The following is a 20,423-nucleotide window of genomic DNA, read 5'->3' as shown; positions in this document are numbered from 1 at the left end:
GTTTTGATGTAAAGAGTTAATATCGGCGAGGTATGCATAAAAAAAACACCGAGCATAAAGCTCGGTGTTTTGATGTTTAGTGCAAGACTCTATTAGTCTTTGTACAGTTTAAACTCTTCTGCACACTCAACCAGCTGGTCACGCGTTAGCATAAATACGCCATGACCGCCGTTCTCGAACTCAATCCAAGTAAATGGAATCTCTGGATACTGTTCCATCATATGAATCATTGAGTTTCCGACTTCACAAATAAGAATGCCGTTATCTGTTAGATAATCTGGCGCGTTAGCAAGAATACGACGCACTAGTTTTAGACCATCCGTACCCGCAGCTAAACCAAGCTCAGGCTCATGCGTGAACTCATCTGGCAGGCTGTTCATGTCTTCTTCATCCACATATGGTGGGTTGGACACGATTAGATTGTATTTCTCTTTTGGAAGATCACGGAACAAATCAGAGCGAATTGGGAACACTTGCTGCTCCATGCCGTGATCTTGTACGTTTTGCTCAGCCACTTGTAGAGCATCTGTAGAGATGTCGATAGCATCCACTTCTGCTTCAGGGAAAGCGTGCGCACAAGCAATCGCGATACAACCAGAACCCGTACATAGGTCCATGATGCGCGTAGGCTCTTCCACCAACCAAGGTTGGAATTCCGCTTGAATCAATTCGCCGATAGGAGAACGTGGCACAAGTACACGCTCATCAACGAAGAACTCAAGACCGCAGAACCATGCTTTGTTGGTTAGGTATGCTGTTGGCGTACGCTCGTTGATGCGTTTTACTACGCGCTCAACAATACGCAGACGCTCGCTTGTCGTTAGGCGAGAGTTCAATACGTGCGGAGGCACATCAATCGGCAAGTATAAGGTTGGCAGGATAAGCTGAACTGCTTCATCCCACGCATTATCAGTACCATGACCGTAAAACAGGTTCGCTGCATTAAAGCGGCTTACCGTCCAACGAATCATATCTTGAAGGGTATGCAGCTCCGATACCGCTTCTTCTACAAAAATCTTATCCAAAATTGCCTCCGAAAAGCGCTACAATACTGCCAATAAAGTTTATTAATGAAATTGTTTACCTAATGAGCCAAAAAGACACCGAGAACGATGACGATTTCGCCTTGTTTCAGGAAGCAGTACAGGGCGTAAAAAAGTTGCGACAGGATACCATAATCCAGCAACCAAAAAAAAATACTAAGCAAAAAGAAATCAAGCGCTCCAACCGTGAAGCGAGTGACTCTGAATTTTACTTTTCAGACGAGTTTGTCCCTCTATTAAACGATGAAGGTCCAACTCGTTATGCACGTGACGACGTCTCCACTTATGAAGTCAAACGTCTACGTCGTGGCGTGTATGTACCGGACGTGTTCCTCGATATGCACGGCATGACACAGCAAGAAGCAAAACGCGAGCTTGGTGCGATGATAGCCTATTGCATCAAAAACGAGATTCATTGCGCGTGTGTGCAACATGGTATTGGGAAACACATCCTGAAACAGAAAGCCCCACTTTGGTTAGCACAGCATCCTGACGTTATGGCTTTTCACCAAGCGCCACTAGAATTTGGTGGTGATGGTGCGTTGTTAGTGTTGCTTTCAATTCCTGAAAAGTAACAAGCTTGCTGTAGACACGACGAAACGAAAAGGCAGGGATCTCCTGCCTTTCTTATTCTGTCTCTAATTTGCAAACGCTTATTTTGGTTTAGACACTTATGGCGTAATATGCCATAGCACTTCACCATTTTGTGTTTGTAAATCATATTCAATGCACACTAGGCCTGATGTAGGAAACATCGGAGGTGTCATGTCTTTTACAAACTCTGAAGTCAGATAACCGACCAAAGGCAAATGCGATACGAACAAAAGCGAGTCCAATTGTTCGACTTCGATTAACGCACTTGCGAAATCGAAGACATGCTCGGACTGGCCATAAGGTGTAATATCTTCACAAGTTTCAATGCTTTTTGCAGAGAAATACGCACTGATCTCTTGCCAAGTTTGTTGAGCTCTAATGTACGGACTCACCAACACTTTATCGAATTGCGCAAAACCCTGTTCTTTACAGGCTCTAGCAACCGCTTCTGATTCGACTCTGCCTCTTGGGGTCAATTGTCGTGCTGCGTCTGAATCTGCAAAATGCTCGGCTTCACCGTGACGCATGATGAATATTTTCATGTTATTTCCTAGGGATAGCTAACGCTACCAAAAGGTTGACTGCTATCTTTATTAGATAGACGGGGCTAACTTTAACAATGACGAAACAAAAATACTGATATAATTATCTGTTCATTATACCAATTCGCTTGTTAAAGATAGCGACTTTCTTAACAATCTATTAAAAGAATGTACTCAGCTCATCACACTATTTAACTGTGCAATGAGTTCAGAGCATTCACTCAAACAGTTCTTCCCCATACGCAAACGCGATGGGCCTGTGCAGAAGTCTACGAATAACAAAAATACGGCAAGCAGTATTTGTCGAAACGCAAACTTTGCGCCCCCCGCGAGGGGAGCCTACATTACTGTAATGCGAAATCTGGAGACGCATCGTGCATCTAAGTCCTAACGATTCAAATCAATACCGCTACATTACCTTGAGCAATGAACTGCGTGTACTGCTGATTCATTCCGATACAGCTCAACAGTCGGCAGCTGCTCTGGCAGTGAACGTTGGACACTTCGACGACCCAAACGATCGCCAAGGTCTGGCACACTATTTAGAACACATGCTTTTTTTGGGTACGGAAAAATACCCTAAAGTGGGCGAGTTTCAAAGCTATATTAGCCAACACGGTGGAACAAACAACGCTTGGACTGGTACAGAGCACACTTGTTTCTTTTTCAATATTGCTCCAAATGCCTTTGAAAGTGCCTTAGATCGATTTAGCCAATTTTTTACCGCACCTTTGTTTAACGAAGAAGCATTAGACAAAGAACGCCAGGCTGTCGACTCCGAATACAAGCTCAAACTCAATGATGATTCTCGTCGCCTGTATCAAGTTAACAAAGAAGTCATCAATCCAGAGCACCCGTTTTCAAAATTCTCTGTCGGAAACTTAGATACTCTTGGCGACCGAGATGGTAAATCCATCCGCGACGAAATTGTGGAGTTTCACCACTCTCAGTATTCCGCCGATTTGATGACACTGACTCTATTTGGGCCACAGCCGCTCGATGAACAGCAAGCTTGGGTAGAAGCCATGTTTGCCGACATCCCAAATCACCATCTTCGTGGAAAATCGATTGATGTACCGATCGGCAATGAGGAAAGCACGGGCATTTTGGTTCAAGTCGAGCCGCTCAAAGAGTTCCGTAAACTGATTCTCACATTCCCCATGCCGGGAATGGATGCGCATTATAGCGTGAAGCCACTCTCCTACTTTGCTCACCTGTTGGGTTATGAAGGAGAAGGCAGTTTGATGCTTCAACTCAAAGAAAAAGGCTGGATTACCTCTCTCTCAGCGGGCGGCGGCGCGAGTGGCAGTAACTACCGAGACTTTACCGTAAGCTGCACCCTGACGCCAAACGGCTTAGATCATGTTGATGATATCGTTCAAGCGGTTTTTCAATACCTCTCGATGATCAAACAAGACGGGTTAGATGAATGGCGCTATCTCGAAAAACAAGCGGTATTAGAATCGGCTTTCCGCTTCCAAGAGCCATCGCGCCCAATGGATCTCGTCAGCCATCTGGTGATCAACATGCAGCACTATCAACCGGAAGACACGGTTTATGGTGACTACAAAATGGCGGGCTACGATGAGGAGTTACAGCGTTCATTGCTGCGATACTTAACCATCGATAATGTACGCGTCACTTTGATTGCTAAAGGCCTGGAATACAACCGTACTGCCGAATGGTACTTTACCCCGTACTCCGTCACACCTTTTAGTGAGGACCAACGTCGTTTCTATCAACAAATCGACCCAAGCTGGCAATTCGTCTTACCGAAAAAGAACCCTTATATTTGCTACGACCTCGACCCCATGCCACTCGAAAATGGTGATTCGCTGCCAGAGTTGATTGAGGATCTCGAAGGGTTTCGGCTGTGGCATTTGCAAGATGACGAATTTCGCGTGCCTAAAGGTGTCGTTTATGTCGCTATCGACAGCTCTCATGCCGTTGCATCACCAAAGAACATCGTCAAAACGCGCTTATGTGTAGAGATGTTCCTCGATTCGCTAGCAAAAGAAACCTATCAAGCAGAAATCGCAGGGATGGGTTACAACATGTACGCTCACCAAGGTGGCGTGACCTTAACCCTCTCTGGGTTCAGTCAAAAGCTGCCTCAGTTGCTGGAAATGATTCTGCACCGTTTTGCTTCTCGAGATTTCAGCCCTGCTCGCTTTGAAACCATCAAACAACAACTGTTACGAAACTGGAGAAATGCTTCACAAGATCGCCCTATTTCGCAGCTGTTTAACGCACTTACTGGGTTACTTCAACCCAATAACCCGCCTTTCGCAACCTTAGTCGAAGCGCTAGAAGAAATCGAAGTCGATGAACTCTCGGTATTCGTAGAATCCATTCTTGCAGAACTGCACGTTGAAATGTTTGTTTACGGAGACTGGCAACGCCAGCAAGCCCAAGACATGGCTACGACCTTGAAGGATGCTCTAAGAGTTAACGAGCAACGTTATGAAGAGGCACTTCGTCCGCTCATTATGCTAGGTAAAAATGGCAGTTTTCAACGTGAGGTGCATTGTAATCAGCAAGATTCCGCGGTCGTTATTTACCACCAGTGCGAGGATATTGAGCCTCGTAGTATCGCGCTATACTCATTGGCCAATCACCTTATGTCGGCAACGTTTTTCCACGAAATCCGTACCAAGCAGCAATTAGGTTACATGGTAGGCACTGGCAATATGCCGCTAAATCGTCACCCTGGTATTGTACTGTATGTGCAGTCACCTAATGCAGCACCGGCCGAGCTGGTTACCTCAATCGATGAGTTTTTAAATGCCTTTTATATGGTGCTGTTAGAGTTAAACGATTACCAATGGCACAGCAGTAAGCGCGGCTTGTGGAACCAAATAGCAACGCCGGACACCACACTTCGAGGACGGGCTCAACGTCTTTGGGTTGCGATAGGAAATAAGGACACTGAGTTTAACCAACGTGACAAGGTACTGGCGGAGTTGAAGAAGCTGACGCGCGCAGACATGATTCGCTTCGTTGTGAACGAATTGAAACCTCGTACTGCAAATCGTTTGATCATGCACTCTCAAGGTCAAGCGCATTCGGAGGCTCCGCGCATCCATCTAGGACAAGAAATTGGATCAATTGAAGAGTTCCAACTTCGGCCAAAAGATTGCGGCTTGGGGTGATCTAGTTGCGCAGAAATAAAATTGTCGAATACTAAGTATGTACCTAGAGCCCCGTGAGATTGTCGGTCTCATAGATTGAATCGGCACCATAATTAGCAGAAAATTGAAATTACGCCATTACGGCTTATGCTCTAATTCCCGCACTAAAAATAACTTAATGAGGTAGTCATGAAAAAAGCACTTTTACTTGTGGCTCTTATACTGCCATTGGCATCTGCTCACGCTGAAATCTCAGTCAAAGGCGATGGCTTCGAATTAAGTGACGACTGTGTGCGCCTTAGCGGAGACAATGTATCTATCAACTCAGATGATTGCTCCTCGAAACAGTGGAACGATAAAGACAAAAAAGGTAATAGCAGCGTTCACGGGGACGACAACCCAGGTAAAGGCCACAATAAAGATAAGAAAGACAAGAAGAAGTAACCATTTCTTCTTAATGAAAAAGGCTTGCCACTGGCAAGCCTTTTTCTCTACCGAAGCACCATTTAATAGAACGTTGTCCCTTCACCAGCTCGAGTAAGCAAACCATCACACGGCGCGTAACGATCGCCATACTTCGATGCAAACTCATTCATTTTCTCTACGAGCTCTTTAATGCCAAATTGGTCCATGTAACGGAACGGGCCACCCAAGAACGGTGGGAAACCAATACCAAATATCGCGCCAATATCACCGTCACGTGGCGAGCGAATGATACCGTCATCCAAACAACGTACCGCTTCATTCAACATTGGCAGCACACAGCGCAACGCAATATCGTTATCGCTTAACTTAGATTCAGGGTCGAGCTTAAGCAGTTTGTAAACTGATTTGTCGACATCTTTCTTCTTACCCTTGTAAGTGTAAAAGCCCTTACCACTCTTGCGTCCTTTACGTCCATCATTTAACAAGATATCAAACACATCCGGCCCTTTGAATCGGTCACCTAACTCATTAACCAAGATCGGCATAATTTTTGCGCCAATGTCGACACCAACTTCATCCAACAAGGTAATCGGGCCAACAGGGAAACCAAAATCAAGCAACGCCGTATCAATCTTTTCGATCGGCTCGTTAGCCAACAAAATATGCGCCGCTTCGTTCATGTATGGAGCAAGAATGCGGTTCACGTAAAAGCCCGCTTTGTCTTTCACTACGATTGGGGTTTTACCTTGCTTCTTAGCAAGTGCAACAACTGTTGAAACGGTTTCATCTGACGTCGTTTCATGTGGAATCACTTCCACCAAAGGCATTTTTTCTACTGGGCTGAAGTAATGCAAACCAACTACGTTTTCTGGACGCTCTGCTTTTTCTGCAATTTTGTGGATAGGCAACGAAGAAGTATTGGTCGCAAAGATAGTTTCTGTCTTAGCGTTCGCTTCAATGTCCGCCACCATTTTTTGCTTAAGATCTAAGTCTTCAAAAACGGCTTCAATTACGACATCAATATGATTAAAACTGGTAAAATCGACACCACCAGACAGTTGCAGCATTTTCGCTTGCAGATCGGCCTTGGATAGAATGCGACGTTTACGCTGTTTCTCAAATAACTTGTAGTTGTAGTTGAGCGCATTTAAAACGCCATCGTTGCTGACGTCTTTGATGCGAACAGGTACTTTTGCTTTTGCAACAGACACATGGCTGATTCCGGCGCCCATCAGACCACCACCAAGCACACCAACTTTATGAACTGGTGCTGGTTTCGCATCCGTGCCATTCTCTTTCTTCATTTCTGTTGTGGCAAAGAAGATAGAACGGAGCGCTTTTGACTCTGAGCTCATCACAAGCTCACCGAAGCGCTTCGCTTCAAGTTCTTGACCTTTAGCGAAGCCTTTCTCTAAGCCATGTTGAATAACTTCTAGAATTGCAACCGTTGCTGGATAGTTACCACGGGTTTTTTGATTCGTTTTCTTCGCTGCTTGTTCAAATACAAACTTACGCCCTAGCCCGCTACCAGACATCACCTTTTCTTTCGTCGATAGCTTTTTCGTACCCTTGTTTTTACCTTTGTCGATAAACTGTTTTGCTACGTCGAGCAAAATGGTATCAGGCACACAGGCGTCCACAACGCCCAGTTTTTTAGCTTTCTTCGCACGAAGTTGTTTACCCGTCAGAATCAAGTCCAACGATGGTAACAGGCCAATCAAACGTGGCAGACGCTGAGTACCACCAGAACCTGGCAATAAACCAAGTTGTACTTCTGGCAGACCTAAACGCGTTTTGTCAGAATCCGTACAAACACGATAATCACATGCAAGAGCCAGTTCTAAACCACCGCCCAAACATGGGCCATGAATGGCCGCAACGACAGGATAAGGTAAGTCCGATAGCTGCTGGAATAAATCCTGACCTTGCCTTGCTAAGGCTTCCGCTTCACTTGCTGTGGTGCATGCTTCTAGCATTCGAACATCAGCACCCGCAACAAAATTGTCCGGTTTTAGGGAGTGGATGATCATCCCTTTAATACCACTGGAGTCTTTTAGCTGAGCAAAAATTTCTTTCATTTCGTCAGCAAAAGCCGCCTGCAGCGTATTCATTTTTTCATTAGGAACATCGATGGCTAACCAAGCAATATTTTGCTCATCAACCTTTAGACTAAATGCTTTTTGCTCGCTCATTACTCAACCTCCAGAATCATTGCCGCACCAAGACCACCAGCAGCACATGCGGTATTCAATGCAATACCACCGCCACGGCGTTTTAGCTCTCGTAGGGTTTGCGTCATCATACGCGCACCAGTCGCAGCAAATGGGTGACCATAAGCAATTGATCCGCCAAGCACGTTGAACTTATCCATGTCAATTTCACCAATCGCTTTTGAGCGACCAAGGTTTTCTTGAGCAAACTTATCGGAAGCAAACATCTTCACATTCGCCAATGCTTGAGCAGCAAAGGCCTCGTGCATGTCGATCAACGTCAGGTCTGACAGTTCCAAGCCTGTATTTTCAAGCACTTTCGCTGTGGCATAAGTCGGCCCCATCAGCATGTCCTTTTCCACGCCGATAGCAGAGAATGCATAACCTCGGATGTAACCAAGAATCTCCATTCCGAGCTCTTTCGCTTTACCTTCTCGCATCAACATCACTGCCGCACCACCATCAGTCAATGGCGTACTGTTCGCAGCCGTAACACTGCCATACTGACGATCAAACGCAGGTCGCAATTTCGCGTATCCCTCAACCGTTGAGTCATGACGGATATTGTTGTCTTCCGAAATCCACTTTTTGTATGGTTCAGGGAAAGCCGTCATCACTTCATCTTGGATTTTTCCTTCTTTCCAAGCTTGAGAAGCCAGCGTATGAGAACGATGTGCAAGCGCATCCTGTTCTGCGCGAGAAATACCATGTGTTTTAGCCATTTGCTCTGCAGTTTGTCCCATGGATAAACCCGTAGAGTACTCTGCTACTGCTGGTGGCACTGGCATCAGGTCTTTAAAGCTCAAGTTTTTGAGGATACTAAGCTTCTGACCCATTGTTTTTGTCTTACTAAGAGCAAGCAGATTAGCAGCCAATTTCTTTGATACGCCAATAGGCAGGACGGAAGAAGAGTCTGCACCGCCAGCAATACCAATATCGATGGTTCCCGCCATGATGCTTTCTGCGACATTAACCGCCGCTTGAAAACTCGTTGCACACGCTCGAGTCACACTGTAAGCATCAGTATGGATGTTCATACCGGTACCTAACACGATTTCTCGTGCGATGTTTGGCGCTTCAGGCATTTGTACTACTTGTCCAAATACCACTTGTTCGATTAGCTTCGGATCAATATCTGTTCGAGCAAGCATTTCGCTTACTACCATTTTCCCTAAATCGACCGCTGGCACTTGGCTAAATTCCGTGCTTTGACGAGCAAAGGGAGTTCGAAGCCCCGCGACAATAGCGACACGCTCACCATTGCGTGTTTTTACTTCCTGCTTGCCCATTGTTTCTCCTTAAATACAAGAGGTCTGACCTGATGCATTGTAATGAATTTGTTAAATTTATCAAACGTGCGTTTAAATAAACGTGAAGCAAGTAGTTCAATTACTCTACTTCTTTGATTCTTATGCGATTACTAATGGTTAACTATAGAGAGTTAAAACGGTAAGAGGTATACGGAAAGTAAAATCGAAGCAAAAAAAAACCACACATAACTGTGTGGTCGGAATATCTATAAAACAATTAACTTACGCCAATTGAAAAGTAATCAGTTTCCTGATTAGGAGAAAGTAAAGTCAGCCTTCAAAAGGAAGTGTCATCTTGCTCAACATGTTAGTCGCAATGACTAACGAGATGACAAGGTGTACTATAACCCCTTCACTGCTTGATATTTTGAAATAGATCAATTTTATAGTGATTTTACGAGTTTTAAGCTCACCTAGAGCGATTATTGATTCAAAACAATTCAAGAATCCACCATCAGAAGTCCCTTTTAATGCTCCATCGAGTGAACTTATCCAAGCCATTGATTACTAATGATGATATTGTTAACAATATATATCAATTCGTGTTCGATGATATCTGACATTTGCGTATACACTTTTAGGTAACCACATGGCTTATTGTGTCAAAGGGGTTGCATGACAAATCCTGCAACCAAAACCGCTAGGCGATGAAGCAAGTAAAGTCATGCTCAGAACAAATAAGAAACTCACAGAGCGAGGATGGAGGCTCCTGTGGCCATATTAAAAATGTTTGGAAAGAAAAATTCCAACAGTCCGGTCAACTCTGATATGGACAAGCAAAGAAAATACGAAGCGCTCGTCCGAGGGTATCATCGTGACTTGTACCGCTACGCATATTGGTTATGCAAAGATAAAGCGGTCGCGGAAGATCTAGTTCAGGAAACCTGTCTTAGAGCTTGGAAGTCACTCGATAGCCTCCAGGACGAAAAAGCTGCCAAGTCTTGGCTCATCACAATATTGAGACGAGAAAATGCGCGCCGCTTCGAACGTAAACAATTTGATTTAGTTGATATCGATGATTACGGCAATGATGCTAAAGTCAGCGATGAACCACATCATCAGCAAGAATGGCTGCAGGCACAGATCATGAAGCTCGATGTTGAATACCGTGAGCCTTTATTTCTCCAAGTTGTTGGTGGTTTCAGTGGAGAAGAAATTGGTGACATTCTTGATTTAAATAAAAACACAGTGATGACTCGACTATTTCGCGCTCGTAATCAACTTAAAGAGATGTTGGATTCTCAAGATACCAAGAGAGGACAAAAGAATGGATGATTTAGAATTTCGTCGTCGTATTTTGTCGGATCCAAAACAAAAGGATGAAGAGATTCTGCAAGCTTTAGCTGGTAGCGACGCCAACAATAAGTTTGTTGATGACGTTTTGGATCTCGATGTAAAAATTAAACAAGCCATGAATGTGGATGTACCCGAAGATCTCGCAGATAAGATTTTATTTAGTCAGACGTCGAGTGCACTTGATGAAGAGAAGGTCGTAAGACCAAACTTTGTCCGCAAAGCAATGGCACTTGCCGCTTCTATTGCGTTCACCGCAGGGTTATTAGTTGGCCAAGTAAACTGGGGAAATGTTTTGGTGTCTCCAGCACAAGCCAGTTTAGCGGATACCGCGATGAAACACGTTATTCATGAAGAACCGTTTGTTCGTCATCTTGATGAGGATGTACCGAGCTCGCAAATTAATGCGAAAATGTCGCCATTTCATTACCAGTTTAGTGAAAACTTTCCATATCACGTTTACTACCTAAACCACTGCGGTTTTGGCGAATCCAATGCGGTGCATATGGTGTTCCAAGGTCCAAAAGGTAAAGTAACGTTATTTATTACTGGTATTCCAAGCGAACAAAGTACCGGCTTTAGTAAGGATGGCATGACCGGAATCGTTCAGCCCGTCGGGAGTTCAAGCCTGATTTTAGTCGGGGAAGAAGGTGAAAATATTGATGCGCTCGCTACGACTCTTGCATCAATGATTAAGCCGATGTAACAACTTCGACGATTTCCAGCCTTCAAAAGGTTAAATGCCGCTAAATGATCTTATTTAGCGGCATTTTTGTATAAATAGAACACAAAACATTCACCACCCCTATCGCATTTAGAGCTTAAACTCTAAATTATGCATTTTAAGTGCAATTTCCCGTCTTTTAGACATCATTTCTGCAATTTTTATTCAATTTTATCCAATGGTCGGATTTGTCCAAGCAACTATTGATACTACTATCTGCGCCACTGAGCAAAAGCTCAATTTATCGTCCAAAGAGACGAATCTAATAAGGAAAAACAAATGACTCAGAACACGCGTCTGTTTAGAAAGACTCTCCTAGCAGTAACGGTAGCTTTTGCCTCAGGTCAATCGATGGCAGCGGGTTTCCAAATCAACGCTCAATCAGCAACTGGCATCGGCCGTGCATTTGCTGGTGATGCGGTAATCGCAGATAATGCAGCAGTAATGGCTCGTAACCCAGCAGCAATGGCTCTGTTTGATAAAATGGAACTGTCGCTAGGTTTCGAAAGCATTACTTCAATGATTGAAGTGAAAGATGCGAAATATAACGTTAATACTCCTTTGGGCTCCAATACTGTAAGTGTTGCTGATACTGATGATGTGGGTGATACGTCAATAGCTCCAAACATTCACCTAATCGTTCCAGTAAATGACAAGTTTGCATGGGGCGTAAACGCATACTCTAATTTCGGCACTAAAACTGAATTTTCAGATAACTACACCGCAACAGAGTACGGTGGTCTTACGGATGTAAAAAGCTTCAACTTTGGATTGGCGGGTTCTTACCGTTTAAACGAACAATGGAGCTTTGGTGCTGGTTTAGATTTAATCTACGGCCAAGGCACAATGAAGCGTACAACTAGCTCTTCAGTCCCAAGGGTTGGCGGTCAAAAAATTCTGGACGTAGATAAAGCTGATGGTTGGGCTGTTGGTTTTAACGTAGGTACTGTGTACGAACTAGATGAAAACAACCGTTTTGGTCTAGCGTATCGTTACAGCCCTGAATTTACGGCAAAAGACGACAAAGGTCAGGAAATCACGCTACCTCTACCAGATATGGCCGAGTTTTCTGGTTTCCACAAAATCCAAGACACTAAGTTTGCTGTACACTACAGCATCCAATACATCGGTTGGAAAGATTTCGACCAAATTGATTTTGAGAACCTAAATCAGGGTTTACTTAAAGGTGGTTACTCGAAAGACTATCAATGGCAAGATGGCTGGCACTACGCAATTGGTGGTACTTACTACCTAAACAACAACTGGACACTTCGTGCTGGTTACATGTACGACACAAGCGCTCAAGATAAAGTAACGTCTATCTCGGTACCAGACTCAGATCGCCAGTGGTTCTCCACAGGTTTCTCTTACCATATTGATAATAGCTCAAACATCGATTTTGGCTTCACGTACTTGTTAGGTGAAGATGTAAAAGTTAATGAGAATACTCAATTAGCTCCTGGTCTTTCTACCGGTGTAACAGCAACAACTCATGCTGATGCAATTCTATTCGGCTTACAATACAGCCGTAGCTTCTAAACGCTTCGCTGTTAGTTAGTAGAAAAATACTTTATATAAAAGGCTGGATTTCCAGCCTTTTTTCATATCTGCGATTTATTGCTCACTCAATTTGAGTGAACACGTGTATCTAAATCTCACAATTAGGACGCACAGCTGTTCGCTGAATTCCGTTTACAAGCCTTTCACAGTTAGATTATTAAACCGCAAAAATAACATTTGAAAGGATAATATTTCAAAAGACCACTTACGCTGGATTTTCATTTCTAAAGTAAAAACTCTACCTTTAAACTTTCGTCCCACGTTATAAACAAATCAGCGAACATTCGAATGAAAACCAACAAGACTCTTCTATCAACAGCAGTGGCATTAAGCCTACTTGGCACAACGGGCATGGCTAACGCAGCAGGTTTCCAACTTGCTGAATATTCTGCAACAGGCCTAGGTCGAGCATATGCTGGTGAAGCAGCAATAGCTGACAACGCAAGTGCACAATGGCGTAACCCAGCAATGCTAACTTATTTGGAAGGCACTCAAGTGTCCGTTGGTGCAATCTATGTGAACCCAAATATTGATATTGAAGGTGATGTAAACTTCCACGGTAGCACTTCTTCTGCATCTTCAGATGACTTCGCACATGATGCAATCATTCCAAACTTCTACCTATCACACCAATATAATGAGAAATTCGCGATTGGTTTGGCATTTGGCACCAACTACGGCATGGAAACCGATTTAGGTAAAGGCTTTGGTGCCTCGCACTTCGGTAACGAAGCAAGCGTAACGACAATGGAAGCGAACTTAAACGCAGCTTACAAAGTCAATGAATCAATCAGCGTTGGTGGTGGTATCCGTTACATCATCGGCGAAGGCAGCTTTGGCGCAGCAGCTCCTAAGAATAACGTTGTAGGGTTAAACCCTGAAACTAATCAACCAATCAGTGTTCCTCAAGGTACCGCTCTAAAATACATGGAAGGTGACGATACCGCTTGGGGCTGGCAAGTTGGTACAGCATGGCAGATCAATGAAAATAACCGTATCGGCTTCGCGTACAAATCTGAAGTTGAACTGAAGCTTGAAGGCCATGCTGAAGGTCTTGGTTTTGGCTTCGGTACTTCTGAACGCGACAACGGCTACATGTATCTAAACCTGCCTGCAACGGCTGAATTGGCAAGCTTCCACCAAGTAACAGACCAACTTGCGTTACACGCAAGCGTTAACTGGACGGATTGGAGCTCTTTCGAGAAATTGGAAGCACGTCTAAATACTGCTGGCACGCATATGGTTAAAGTAGAAAACTGGGAAGACAACTATCGCTTTGCTGTTGGTGCTACTTACCAGCTTGATCCTAAGCTAGCGCTACGCACTGGTATTGCATACGATACTTCAGCGGTAAGCGACAAAAACCGTACGATCACTATTCCAGAAACTGACCGCACTTGGCTAAGTATTGGCGCAACGTACGATTGGACGAAAGACTTCAGCCTAGACGCTGGCTTCACCTATATTTTTGCGAAAGACGCACCAATCGTTGAGTCTCGTGGTTACAAGTCAGACGACACTGCAGAACAAGTCGGCGGCCAATTCGTAGGCGAAACTACGGGTAATGTTTGGCTAATCGGTGTTCAAGCAAACTACCGTTTCTAACCAAGCGGCAAAATACAAAAAAGGCTTAGTATCAGCTAAGCCTTTTTTCATTTCTCTATTGTGAAGAACAACGCTTAAAAGTCTTCTAGATATTCATCTAAATACTCTTCTTCTTCGATGTTAACTTCTTCTACCGTTTCAACTTCTGCTTTAAAATTTTGACGCTGGATATAAACATCGCGAGTTAGAATATATGGATCCGGCGACGAGTCTAGCTGCGCTTCTTGCGGTACTAATAAAGCACGCTTCTCCATTCCTTCAAACGCCCACTTACCCAAACTCGCCCAGAAGTTGAGATAAGAGAGGGGTAAATACGTACTATCTACGGTATCTGTCACTTCACGTAAGGTATACGGACCATAACCTGGAACCATGAAGTAAGGACCATTTCCAACGCCATAGTGGCCTACTGCATCACTGAACGCTTTCTCGTCGTACTTCGTAATACCCGCGGCACTTGCAATATCAAATAAACCGAAAATACCGAACGTCGAGTTAATCCAAAAACGGTTAAAGTGGTCCACGGCTTTCGTACCATTACCCATGATTAAGTTATTAACCATGCTTGCTGGCTCATCTAAGTTCGATAAGAAGTTAGCGATACCAGAACGAATAGGAACTGGCGTGTATTCTACATACGCAAGTGATACAGGACGAACCAAATACGGATCTAAATATTCGTAGTTGAGTTCCCACATGGTTCGGTTAAAGCCTTCCAACGGGTCATACACATCAGAAGTCGTTTGATTTGTTTCTTGTCCTGTTACTGCTTCATCAGGCGCACTTGAACAGCCAACCAGTCCAACGGCTAACAGCAACAAGAAGGTAGATTTACCCTTGTTATACATTTTATTTTCCATAACGACTATTAATGTACCTAAGTCACCCCGATTAACCATTGTACGTATGTTGAGCAGGATACATAGTAAAGATGACTCAGATATGGGAATAAATAAAGGCCAGCAATCGCTGGCCTTCGGTATTCTACTCGATCGTTTAGAGTCATACCACTAAAGGCAACTGACTCTACCTCGTTGTCATGTTTCAGAGACAGATGTTAACAATTAATACTGCTGATCAATGGTCACTTCTACTGGTGCGCCAAATTCAACGACGTCACTTTCTCCGTGCCAATCTTGATCACGCGTTGCTACGTTACCGTCAGAATCTACACGCACACGGACGATTAGCTTATCGAGTGAAGATAACTTTTGCCCTTGCATCATGGCATTGCCATCATCTAATACGACTGTGCGAGGGAAAGTACCTAGCGGATAACGAGCAGCAGCCACAGGCATTGGAGAGCCATCTGAACGATGTACTGACACAATCAGAACTGCGTTTGGATCCAACTGAGCATTTGGTGCCACATTAATTGTCACAGCTACACTCTTATCCGGTGAAACCGCTTCGCCCATTTGCTTACGAGCACTCTCAATACTGCGTGACAACATCTCGTAGCGGCTATCTTCTGGACCAATCATTTGCTGCATGATTCCCCAGTACTTGATGGCTGCCGGGAAGTCTTGACGCTCAAACGCATCGAACGCTAACAAAGAAAACACACGCAGATCGACATAGTCTTGCTGCATCAGCTTGCCGAGTAATGAGCGAGCCGTCGCTTGATCCATTTCCTCTTGAGACAGCATCAGAGCTTGTGCATAACCCAACATCACATCTGGGTCTTTTGGCTCTAGGTGGTACGATTTTTCCATCGCATCGATAGCTGTGGTGACATCACGATTTGCTAACGCAATACGACCTAGCAGTAACCAACCTGTCGAGTCTTCCGGCTGGTAATGTAAGCGAGTTCGAAGGGCAAGGGTCAAATCCGCCATTTCATCGTCACTCAGCGGCTCAGAAGAAGCCGACATCAGCTTTTTCGATAACTCAGGTAGATTTGCAGACACTTCTTGCCATTGAACAATATCGTCTGACGCGCCAAATTTATAATACAAACCATAGCTCAGCACCACCGTCAGAATTACCGATGGAACTAAAACCGCGATTGGAGAAACCTTAGTTTCTTTTTGCGCTTTATCACCAGGGATATCGTCAAGCAGTGATTGCTTTAGATCAGAAATCAGTTCGTCTTCACTTTCAACTAGACCTTCGTCAGTTTCTTCTGCAAGCTCAGATAGTCGGTCTTTATAAAATGCCTTGTTAAGCTCATCGCGTAACACATCATCATTGTTCGCTTTTTGTTTAAGCAGCGGCAAAGCCACCAGCGCACAAGCAATAAGCGTGAGAACAACGGTGGAAATCCAAAATAGTGTCATTACTTCTTATCTCCGTTGTTCTCTTCTTCAAGCAATGCTTTTAAACGAGCTTCTTTTTGCTCATCCCATTGCTCGTCACTGCTCGCTTTTGCCTTAACTTTAGATTTACGGCTACGCAGTACAATCAAACCAAAACCACCCAGTACTACAGCGAGTGGCCCTAGCCACAAAATCGCAGTCGCGACCGTAAATGGTGGGTTGTAAGTCACGAAGTTACCGTAACGGTCGATCATGTAATCAACAATCTCATCTTTGGACTTACCTTCTTTGGTCATTTCGTACACCTTATGGCGTAAGTCCTGAGCAAGTTCAGCGTTAGAATCCGAGATCGTGTTGTTCTGACATTTAGGGCAACGGAGCGTATGGCTTAACTCTTTGAACTGCTGTTCTTGTTCCAAATTATCAAACTCGTACACTTCAATGGCCGCATGAGCAGCAAGAGATAATGTCATCGCAGCAAAAACGGCAAGAATTAGCTTTCTCATTGCTTCGCCTCCTCAACCAATTTGTTGTAAAGCGGCTCCAGTGTTTCTGACCAATTACGTGGGTTTACATCCCCTACATGGCGATAGCGAATCACACCATTTGCATCAATAATGAATGTTTCTGGAGCACCATAAACGCCAAGGTCAAGGCCAAGCATACCACTGCCATCAAATAGGCTGATCAAGTACGGGTTGCCGAGATCATTCAGCCAACCTATTGCTTTATTACGATCATCTTTGTAATTCATACCGATGATCTTAACGCCCTTACCCGCCAATTCGTTTAGGTATTTATGCTCTGCATAACACGTTGGGCACCACGTTGCCCAAACGTTCAAGAGCAACGGTTCACCTTTAAAAATTGATTGGTCGTACTGTTTTCCAGGCTCAGCCAGGTCTTCTAAATGAAATTCAGGAACTGGCTTGCCAACCAAAACCGACTCCAATTTAGTTGGATCATCGCCCTCTTGGTTACGCATTAATTGGGTTGCGAAAATGCCCGCTAGAATCATGAAAGCGACAAGCGGAATAAATAAGATTTTCTTATTCATGTTATGCCTCCTGCTCTTTTGACTTCGCGTTTTTCTTCGGCGATTTACGGAAGCGGTAGCGTTTATCAGAAATCGCTAGTGCGCCGCCTAATGCCATAATCAAAGAGCCAGCCCAAATCCATCGAACGAACGGTTTATAGTAAATACGAACAGCCCAAGATCGGTTGTCGTCTAAACGTTCACCCATTGCAATGTATAAGTCGCGGCTAATACCACGGTCAATGGCTGCTTCAGTCATCATAGACTTAGCCGTACGGTAGAAGCGCTTCTCTGCGTGAAGCGTATTCACGTATTTGCCATCGTGTGTGATCTCAAAGTCTGCGATGTAGCCATCGTAGTTTGGACCATCTTTATCACGCAAGCCTGAGAAGTAGAAATCATAGCCTTGAATTTGGAAGTGTTCGCCAGGTGCTAAACGTACATCACGCTCGATGCTGTAGTTCTGTACCATCGCAATACCGATAACAGATACCGCCAGACCAACATGACCCAACATCATTGCCCAGTGGCTACGTTGCAGCTTGCGAACACCTTCACTAAAGCTATGACGGTGCGTTGCGCGCTCGTACAGTTCAAAGCCATGCATCGCAATAATCCAAATCGCCATCACCCAACCAATGTAAGCCATGGTTGAGAAGAAATCGGCAAACAGGTACACGCATAGCGCGGCCAAGGCGAAAGCAAGCACACCTGAAACGAGCATTGGTTTCACAAGTTTAGATAAATTGTCTCGCTTCCAACGAATAAGAGGGCCAATACCAAGCAGGAAAGCAAATGGCATCATTAACCACGCAAATAGCATGTCAAAGAATGGCGCACCGATAGAGACCGACCCCAAACCAAGCTGCTTGTGTACGAGCGGCAACAGTGTCCCCACTAACACCACAACAAGAGCGGCGATAAGTAATACGTTGTTGGCTAAGAGCGCATTTTCACGTGAGACTAAGTCGAAGTTACCTCGTACACGCACTGCTGCCCCTTTTACGGCAAACAGCAATAAAGAGCCACCGATAACGAAAACGAGGAAGCCTAGAATAAACATACCGCGCGACGGGTCAGACGCGAACGCGTGTACCGATACTAAAATACCGGAACGGACTAAGAAGGTGCCCAACAAACTCAACGAAAATGCAGAGATTGCCAATAGTACCGTCCACGCTTTAAATGTGCCGCGCTTTTCTGTCACGGCAAGAGAGTGCATTAATGCGGTACCCGCTAACCAAGGCATGAATGATGCGTTTTCTACTGGGTCCCAGAACCACCAGCCACCCCAGCCAAGTTCGTAGTAAGCCCACCAAGAACCTAGTGCGATACCAAGTGTTAAGAATACCCATGCTGCGGTTGTCCAAGGACGAGACCAACGAGCCCAAGCAGTATCAAGGCGTCCGGTCATTAGGGATGCGATCGCAAAAGAGAATGCAACCGAGAAACCAACATAGCCCATGTAAAGCATTGGCGGGTGAACAATCAAACCAGGGTCTTGAAGCAGAGGGTTCAAGTCACGTCCGTCAACCGGGAAGAACGGTAACGTACGTAGGAATGGGTTCGACGTTAGGATGATAAACAGTAGGAAACCCACTGAGATCATGCCCATAACAGCAAGTACACGTGCAACCGACTCTTGCGGCATACCACGACTAAACGTCGCTACAGCGACAGTCCAAGCAGCTTGGATTAAAACCCATAGCAACAGTGAACCTTCGTGTGCACCCCATACTGCGGTTAAACGGTAGTACCAAGGAAGCTGACTATTCGAGTTGCTCGCTACATACTGTAACGTGAAGTCGTTGGTATAAAATCCCCAACATAAAATGGCGAAAGAGAACAACAGCATCAGGAACATAGACCAAGATAGCGGTCGCGCTGTGTTCATTAGCATGGTGTTATTATTCGATGCTCCCCACAATGGCAATACGCTCAACAGCACTGCCATTGCAAGCGAAAGAATGAGAGCAAAGTGACCGATTTCAGCAATCATTGGCCGCTTCCTTGTTTCTGTTCGGTGCTGTATTGAAGCGGTTCATGCGTTTTCTTCATCGCTTCTGCAATTTCTGGTGGCATGTATTCTTCATCGTGCTTCGCTAGGACCTCAAATGCCTCAACTGTCGTGGCATCTTTCAGTACACCTTGAGCAACAATACCCTGCCCTTCACGGAACAAGTCAGGAAGAATACCGTCATAGGTAATCGTCACTTTCGGACCGACATCGTGCAGGTCAAAACTCACTTTCAAAGAATTAGGATCTCGACGAACTGAGCCCACAACCACCATTCCACCGATACGCAGACGCTGGCCTACTTCTGGCTTGGTGCCATCTGGCTTACCATTAACCAATTCCGTTGGAGTGTAGAAAAGGTCCATATTTTGATTAAGCGCATAAAGTATCAAACCAATGGTGGCACTAATACCGATAAAGATCGCTAGTACAATACCTAGCCTCTTTTTACGTCTCGGGTTCATAAGGTGTTCTCCATGTTCTTCGCTGCGTCGATACGAGCTTGACGGTCAATTTTTGCTTTCACTTCTTTCAATAATGCATCACCGCGGCGAAGGCTAGTGATCAGAAGAATCAGCATGGATAAGAAAGTAATACCAAACGCACTCCATACGTATGATGCGTAGCCACCCATGGCAAAAAAGTCGCTCAGAGATTCAAAATGCATAATCAGT

At 44.7% G+C, this 20,423-nt stretch carries 18 protein-coding genes; 7 read left to right on the top strand and 11 right to left on the bottom strand.

Annotation, left to right across the window (positions count from 1 at the left end):
• Positions 1 to 92: 92 nt before the first annotated feature.
• The gene (gene prmB, locus R7Q11_RS11650; RefSeq protein ID WP_005380541.1) at positions 93 to 1,025 is read right to left on the bottom strand and encodes a 50S ribosomal protein L3 N(5)-glutamine methyltransferase; all 933 of its coding nucleotides are present in this window, start codon (positions 1,023 to 1,025) and stop codon (positions 93 to 95) included.
• A gap of 62 nt (positions 1,026 to 1,087) precedes the next feature.
• Here prmB and smrB point away from each other — a divergent pair, with 62 nt between their 5' ends.
• Positions 1,088 to 1,618, top strand: coding sequence for an endonuclease SmrB (gene smrB, locus R7Q11_RS11645; RefSeq protein ID WP_065274739.1), 531 nt, complete (start codon positions 1,088 to 1,090; stop codon positions 1,616 to 1,618).
• 96 nt (positions 1,619 to 1,714) lie between these two features.
• Here the strand turns inward: smrB and sixA are convergent, their stop codons facing one another.
• The gene (gene sixA, locus R7Q11_RS11640) at positions 1,715 to 2,179 is read right to left on the bottom strand and encodes a phosphohistidine phosphatase SixA (RefSeq protein WP_005380537.1); all 465 of its coding nucleotides are present in this window, start codon (positions 2,177 to 2,179) and stop codon (positions 1,715 to 1,717) included.
• Between the two features lie 374 nt (positions 2,180 to 2,553).
• Here sixA and R7Q11_RS11635 point away from each other — a divergent pair, with 374 nt between their 5' ends.
• Positions 2,554 to 5,331, top strand: a complete 2,778-nt coding sequence (locus tag R7Q11_RS11635) for an insulinase family protein (RefSeq protein ID WP_225466453.1) — start codon at positions 2,554 to 2,556, stop codon at positions 5,329 to 5,331.
• Positions 5,332 to 5,499: 168 nt separating this feature from the next.
• Positions 5,500 to 5,754, top strand: a complete 255-nt coding sequence (locus tag R7Q11_RS11630; protein WP_017635936.1) for a hypothetical protein — start codon at positions 5,500 to 5,502, stop codon at positions 5,752 to 5,754.
• Positions 5,755 to 5,816: 62 nt separating this feature from the next.
• Here R7Q11_RS11630 and fadJ read toward each other — a convergent pair whose 3' ends face one another.
• Positions 5,817 to 7,928 carry a fatty acid oxidation complex subunit alpha FadJ gene (fadJ, locus tag R7Q11_RS11625; RefSeq protein WP_047104368.1) on the bottom strand — a complete coding sequence of 704 codons (2,112 nt, stop codon included), beginning with the start codon at positions 7,926 to 7,928 and terminating at the stop codon, positions 5,817 to 5,819.
• Entirely contained in the window at positions 7,928 to 9,235 is a 1,308-nt protein-coding gene (fadI, locus tag R7Q11_RS11620; protein WP_005384447.1) for an acetyl-CoA C-acyltransferase FadI, read from the bottom strand. Before fadI ends, fadJ begins: the two co-directional genes overlap by 1 nt.
• 720 nt (positions 9,236 to 9,955) lie before the next feature.
• On the opposite strand from fadI, the gene R7Q11_RS11615 reads away from it, so the two are divergent.
• From R7Q11_RS11615 to R7Q11_RS11600, 4 genes are all read left to right on the top strand, one after another.
• A complete protein-coding gene (locus R7Q11_RS11615) occupies positions 9,956 to 10,531 on the top strand; it encodes a sigma-70 family RNA polymerase sigma factor (protein WP_033907378.1) in 576 nt (191 codons plus the stop codon).
• Positions 10,524 to 11,255, top strand: a complete 732-nt coding sequence (locus R7Q11_RS11610; protein ID WP_225466452.1) for a DUF3379 domain-containing protein — start codon at positions 10,524 to 10,526, stop codon at positions 11,253 to 11,255. The genes R7Q11_RS11615 and R7Q11_RS11610 overlap by 8 nt, the downstream gene beginning before the upstream one ends.
• A gap of 297 nt (positions 11,256 to 11,552) precedes the next feature.
• Entirely contained in the window at positions 11,553 to 12,812 is a 1,260-nt protein-coding gene (locus R7Q11_RS11605; protein ID WP_213915935.1) for an outer membrane protein transport protein, read from the top strand.
• 309 nt (positions 12,813 to 13,121) lie between these two features.
• Positions 13,122 to 14,438: an outer membrane protein transport protein gene (locus tag R7Q11_RS11600; RefSeq protein ID WP_225466451.1), complete on the top strand. Its 1,317-nt coding sequence runs from the start codon at positions 13,122 to 13,124 to the stop codon at positions 14,436 to 14,438.
• A 74-nt stretch (positions 14,439 to 14,512) separates the two neighbouring features.
• On the opposite strand, the gene R7Q11_RS11595 is transcribed toward R7Q11_RS11600, so the two are convergent.
• The 7 genes from R7Q11_RS11595 to ccmD all read right to left on the bottom strand — a co-directional run bounded on the left by R7Q11_RS11595 (position 14,513) and on the right by ccmD (position 20,416).
• A complete protein-coding gene (locus R7Q11_RS11595; RefSeq protein WP_005380523.1) occupies positions 14,513 to 15,286 on the bottom strand; it encodes a VacJ family lipoprotein in 774 nt (257 codons plus the stop codon).
• 216 nt (positions 15,287 to 15,502) lie between these two features.
• Positions 15,503 to 16,717 carry a c-type cytochrome biogenesis protein CcmI gene (gene ccmI / locus R7Q11_RS11590; RefSeq protein WP_225466450.1) on the bottom strand — a complete coding sequence of 405 codons (1,215 nt, stop codon included), beginning with the start codon at positions 16,715 to 16,717 and terminating at the stop codon, positions 15,503 to 15,505.
• Positions 16,717 to 17,202 (bottom strand): cytochrome c-type biogenesis protein, encoded by a 486-nt coding sequence (locus R7Q11_RS11585; RefSeq protein WP_149192452.1) that lies wholly within the window; start codon positions 17,200 to 17,202, stop codon positions 16,717 to 16,719. Before R7Q11_RS11585 ends, ccmI begins: the two co-directional genes overlap by 1 nt.
• Positions 17,199 to 17,753: a DsbE family thiol:disulfide interchange protein gene (locus R7Q11_RS11580; protein ID WP_005380518.1), complete on the bottom strand. Its 555-nt coding sequence runs from the start codon at positions 17,751 to 17,753 to the stop codon at positions 17,199 to 17,201. Before R7Q11_RS11580 ends, R7Q11_RS11585 begins: the two co-directional genes overlap by 4 nt.
• Before the next feature lies 1 nt (position 17,754).
• Positions 17,755 to 19,731 (bottom strand): heme lyase CcmF/NrfE family subunit, encoded by a 1,977-nt coding sequence (locus tag R7Q11_RS11575; RefSeq protein ID WP_017635943.1) that lies wholly within the window; start codon positions 19,729 to 19,731, stop codon positions 17,755 to 17,757.
• Complete coding sequence (gene ccmE / locus R7Q11_RS11570) at positions 19,728 to 20,213, bottom strand: cytochrome c maturation protein CcmE (protein ID WP_005380516.1); 486 nt, start codon at positions 20,211 to 20,213, stop codon at positions 19,728 to 19,730. Before ccmE ends, R7Q11_RS11575 begins: the two co-directional genes overlap by 4 nt.
• Entirely contained in the window at positions 20,210 to 20,416 is a 207-nt protein-coding gene (ccmD, locus tag R7Q11_RS11565) for a heme exporter protein CcmD (protein WP_005380515.1), read from the bottom strand. Before ccmD ends, ccmE begins: the two co-directional genes overlap by 4 nt.
• Between the last annotated feature and the right edge of the window lie 7 nt (positions 20,417 to 20,423).

Source organism: Vibrio sp. 970 (assembly GCF_033339075.1).
The sequence above is the reverse complement of the archived record's forward strand: the minus strand, read 5'-3'. Positions and strand labels throughout refer to the sequence as shown.

What these genes read in the sequence shown, in the direction of transcription:
- smrB (WP_065274739.1), top strand. Translation starts at nt 1,088, where the DNA reads ATGAGCCAAAAAGACACCGAGAACGATGACGATTTCGCCTTGTTTCAG.
- ccmE (WP_005380516.1), bottom strand. Translation starts at nt 20,213, where the DNA reads ATGAACCCGAGACGTAAAAAGAGGCTAGGTATTGTACTAGCGATCTTT.
- ccmD (WP_005380515.1), bottom strand. Translation starts at nt 20,416, where the DNA reads ATGCATTTTGAATCTCTGAGCGACTTTTTTGCCATGGGTGGCTACGCA.
- fadJ (WP_047104368.1), bottom strand. Translation starts at nt 7,928, where the DNA reads ATGAGCGAGCAAAAAGCATTTAGTCTAAAGGTTGATGAGCAAAATATT.
- R7Q11_RS11600 (WP_225466451.1), top strand. Translation starts at nt 13,122, where the DNA reads ATGAAAACCAACAAGACTCTTCTATCAACAGCAGTGGCATTAAGCCTA.
- R7Q11_RS11595 (WP_005380523.1), bottom strand. Translation starts at nt 15,286, where the DNA reads ATGTATAACAAGGGTAAATCTACCTTCTTGTTGCTGTTAGCCGTTGGA.
- R7Q11_RS11605 (WP_213915935.1), top strand. Translation starts at nt 11,553, where the DNA reads ATGACTCAGAACACGCGTCTGTTTAGAAAGACTCTCCTAGCAGTAACG.
- R7Q11_RS11615 (WP_033907378.1), top strand. Translation starts at nt 9,956, where the DNA reads ATGGAGGCTCCTGTGGCCATATTAAAAATGTTTGGAAAGAAAAATTCC.
- ccmI (WP_225466450.1), bottom strand. Translation starts at nt 16,717, where the DNA reads ATGACACTATTTTGGATTTCCACCGTTGTTCTCACGCTTATTGCTTGT.
- R7Q11_RS11585 (WP_149192452.1), bottom strand. Translation starts at nt 17,202, where the DNA reads ATGAGAAAGCTAATTCTTGCCGTTTTTGCTGCGATGACATTATCTCTT.
- R7Q11_RS11575 (WP_017635943.1), bottom strand. Translation starts at nt 19,731, where the DNA reads ATGATTGCTGAAATCGGTCACTTTGCTCTCATTCTTTCGCTTGCAATG.
- R7Q11_RS11610 (WP_225466452.1), top strand. Translation starts at nt 10,524, where the DNA reads ATGGATGATTTAGAATTTCGTCGTCGTATTTTGTCGGATCCAAAACAA.
- R7Q11_RS11580 (WP_005380518.1), bottom strand. Translation starts at nt 17,753, where the DNA reads ATGAATAAGAAAATCTTATTTATTCCGCTTGTCGCTTTCATGATTCTA.
- fadI (WP_005384447.1), bottom strand. Translation starts at nt 9,235, where the DNA reads ATGGGCAAGCAGGAAGTAAAAACACGCAATGGTGAGCGTGTCGCTATT.
- R7Q11_RS11630 (WP_017635936.1), top strand. Translation starts at nt 5,500, where the DNA reads ATGAAAAAAGCACTTTTACTTGTGGCTCTTATACTGCCATTGGCATCT.
- sixA (WP_005380537.1), bottom strand. Translation starts at nt 2,179, where the DNA reads ATGAAAATATTCATCATGCGTCACGGTGAAGCCGAGCATTTTGCAGAT.